The 2,944-nt window shown below is 71.8% G+C and carries 3 protein-coding genes and 2 pseudogenes; all 5 read left to right on the top strand.

From position 1 onward, the window contains the following. Window positions 1-214, top strand: a pseudogene (locus VFZ39_RS10035) (hypothetical protein); the annotation flags it as partial. Then, window positions 211-519: a Mur ligase domain-containing protein gene (locus tag VFZ39_RS10030; protein ID WP_330865606.1), complete on the top strand. Its 309-nt coding sequence runs from the start codon at window positions 211-213 to the stop codon at window positions 517-519. The pseudogene VFZ39_RS10035 and the gene VFZ39_RS10030, both read left to right, overlap by 4 nt. Next, window positions 512-1,117 (top strand): SCO family protein, encoded by a 606-nt coding sequence (locus VFZ39_RS10025; RefSeq protein WP_330865605.1) that lies wholly within the window; start codon window positions 512-514, stop codon window positions 1,115-1,117. Before VFZ39_RS10030 ends, VFZ39_RS10025 begins: the two co-directional genes overlap by 8 nt. Next, window positions 1,117-2,001 (top strand): prolipoprotein diacylglyceryl transferase, encoded by an 885-nt coding sequence (gene lgt, locus VFZ39_RS10020; RefSeq protein ID WP_330865604.1) that lies wholly within the window; start codon window positions 1,117-1,119, stop codon window positions 1,999-2,001. The genes VFZ39_RS10025 and lgt overlap by 1 nt, the downstream gene beginning before the upstream one ends. 110 nt (window positions 2,002-2,111) lie before the next feature. Then, window positions 2,112-2,944: pseudogene (locus VFZ39_RS10015) on the top strand (glutamate synthase subunit alpha); the annotation flags it as partial.

Genomic DNA, 2,944 nt, shown 5'->3' with positions numbered 1-2,944 from the left:
CGAGCACGCCGCGGCGGCTGCGAAGATCATCGAGGTGGCCGGCCGCCGGGCCGCGATCGACGAGGCGGTACGCCTGGCCGGTCCCGGCGACGTGGTGGCGGTGCTGGGCAAGGGGCACGAACGAGGCCAGGAGGTGGACGGCCAGGTGCTGCCGTTCGACGACCGGATCGAGCTGGCCGCCGCGCTGGCCGCGCGGGCCGGCGGTGCCGCTTGATCAGCCTGACCCTGGACGAGATCGCCGCGATCACCGCGGGCCGCCTCGTCAACGCCGACCCGTCCGTGACCGTCACCGCCGGAGTCGAGTACGACACCCGGGCCCTGCGTCCCGGCGGGCTGTTCGTGGCCTTCGCCGGGGAACGGGTCGACGGCCACGACTTCGCCGCGAACGCGGTGGCCGCCGGGGCCGCCGGCGTGCTCGGCACCCGGGACACCGGCCAGCCCGGCATCGTCGTCGACGACCCGCTGGCGGCGCTGGCCGCGCTGGCCACCGAGCTCGCGGAGGGCGTGCGGGGTGCGTAGGTTCCGGTTCCTGGCCGCCGGGGTGGTGGTCGTGGCGCTCCTCGCCGGCTGCAGTGACAGCCCCGAGGAGACCGACTACGCCGGCACCGTCCTCACCGATCCCTACACCGCGCCGCCGGCGTCCCTCACGGACACCGACGGCCAGCCGTTCTCACTGGCCGCGGACACCGACCAGCGGCTCACCCTGGTCTTCTTCGGCTACACCAACTGCCCGGACATCTGTCAGGCCGTGATGTCCAGCCTGGCGTCGGCCATGACCCGGCTCGACGAGTCCCTGCGCGACCAGGTGGACGTGGTGTTCGTGACCACCGACCCCGCGCGAGACGACGAGCAGGCCCTGCGCGAGTACCTCGACCGCTTCGACCCCACGTTCGTCGGCCTGACCGGTGACCTCCCCACGATCGTCGACGCCGGGCTGGCGCTCGGGGTCGCCGTCGAGAAGGGGGAGAAGCTCCCGAGCGGCGGGTACGAGGTGACCCACGGCACCCAGGTGATCGGGATCGACGGCTCTGACCACGCGCCGATCATCTGGACGCACGGCACCTCGGCGGCCGAGTTCGCGAACGACATCACCCTGCTGCTGACCGGAGACGCCTGATGACGACCCTGCTCACTTCGTGGAGCATCCCGAGTCCCTCCCAGGGCGTCTGGTACCTCGGACCCGTGCCTCTGCGCGGCTACGCCGTCGCGATCATCCTCGGGATCGTCGCCGCGATCTGGATCGGCGAGCGGCGATGGGTCGCCCGCGGCGGTCGGTCCGGAGACGTCTCGGACCTCGCGCTGTGGGCGGTTCCGTTCGGGCTGGTCGGCGGCCGGCTCTACCACGTGCTCACCGACTGGCAGCTGTACTTCGGCGACGACCGCAACCCGGTCACGGCGCTCTACGTCTGGCGGGGCGGGCTGGGCGTCTGGGGTGCGATCGCACTCGGGGCGGTCGGCATCGTCGTCGGAGCGAAGGTGAAGGGCCTCCCGGTCCTGCCGGTGCTCGACGCGCTCGCGCCGGGCGTGCTGGTGGCGCAGGCCCTCGGACGGTGGGGGAACTGGTTCAACCAGGAGCTCTTCGGCCGCCCGACCGACCTGCCCTGGGGCCTGGAGATCGACCGCGACCACCGCCCGCTCGACTACCTGGACGTCGCCACGTTCCACCCGACGTTCCTCTACGAGTTCCTGTGGTGCCTCGCGGGCTTCGCGTTCCTGGTGTGGGCCGACCGGCGCTTCCAGCTCGGGCACGGCCGGGTGCTGGCCCTCTACGTGATGGTCTACACGCTCGGCCGCGGCTGGATCGAGATGCTGCGGATCGACGACGTCCAGATGGCGGACGTGCTCGGTCTGCGTTTGAACGTCTGGACCTCGATCGTGCTGTTCGTGCTGGCCGCGACGTACTTCGTGGTCTCCGCACGCCGCCACCCGGGCCGTGAGTCGATCGTCCGGGAGGACGACCAAGGGGCGAGAGACGAGGCGGAACCGTCCTCGGCTGAGTGATAGCGTGGGCGCGCCGCTCGGGCCAACGTCGTCCCCTGCTTTGCACTCAGCGCAAGTTCCGTTCCCACTCCGCGCGAGTGGTGACCGCCGATGACGACGGGAGAAGCCTGGTGTCCACGCTGCACGCGTTCCCGCCGCCCGCCGCCCCTGGTGCTCAGCCGCAGGCCCAGGGCCTCTACGACCCGCGCTTCGAGCACGACGCCTGCGGCGTCGCGTTCGTGGCGACGCTGACCGGTGAGCCGAGCCACGACATCGTGGTGAAGGCGCTCACCGCGCTCCGCAACCTCGACCACCGTGGCGCCGCCGGCGCCGAGCCGAACTCGGGGGACGGCGCCGGGATCCTGCTGCAGGTCCCCGACGCCTTCTTGCGAGCGGTCGCCGGCTTCGACCTCCCGCCGGTGGGGTCCTACGCCGTAGGCACCGGCTTCCTGCGAGGCGACGACGAGAACGTCGCGAAGACCCGTCGGCGGATCGAGGAGCTCGCCGCGGAGGAGGGCCTCGCCGTCCTGGGCTGGCGGGACGTGCCCACCCGCCCCGACGTGCTCGGCGCGACCGCTCGCAGCGTGATGCCGACGTTCAGCCAGGTCTTCCTGGCCGGTAGCGGCGCCCGCGTCGCCGGCATGGCCCTGGAGCGGCAGGCGTTCTGCCTGCGCAAGCGGGCCGAGCAGGAGACCGACGCCTACTTCCCGTCGCTCTCCAGCCGCACCCTGATCTACAAGGGCATGCTGACGACCGCCCAGCTCGACCACTTCTTCCCCGACCTGGTGGACGAGCGGATCGCCTCCGCGCTCGCGGTCGTGCACTCGCGGTTCTCGACCAACACCTTCCCGAGCTGGCCGCTCGCCCACCCGTTCCGCTTCATCGCCCACAACGGCGAGATCAACACCGTCATGGGCAACCGGAACTGGATGCGGGCTCGCGAGGCACTCCTCGAGTCCGACCT

It is taken from the genome of Nocardioides sp. (genome assembly GCF_036374615.1).
GTDB lineage: Bacteria > Actinomycetota > Actinomycetes > Propionibacteriales > Nocardioidaceae > Nocardioides.
Note: the sequence above shows the minus strand (reverse complement) of the source record. Positions and strands in the feature narration are given on the sequence as shown.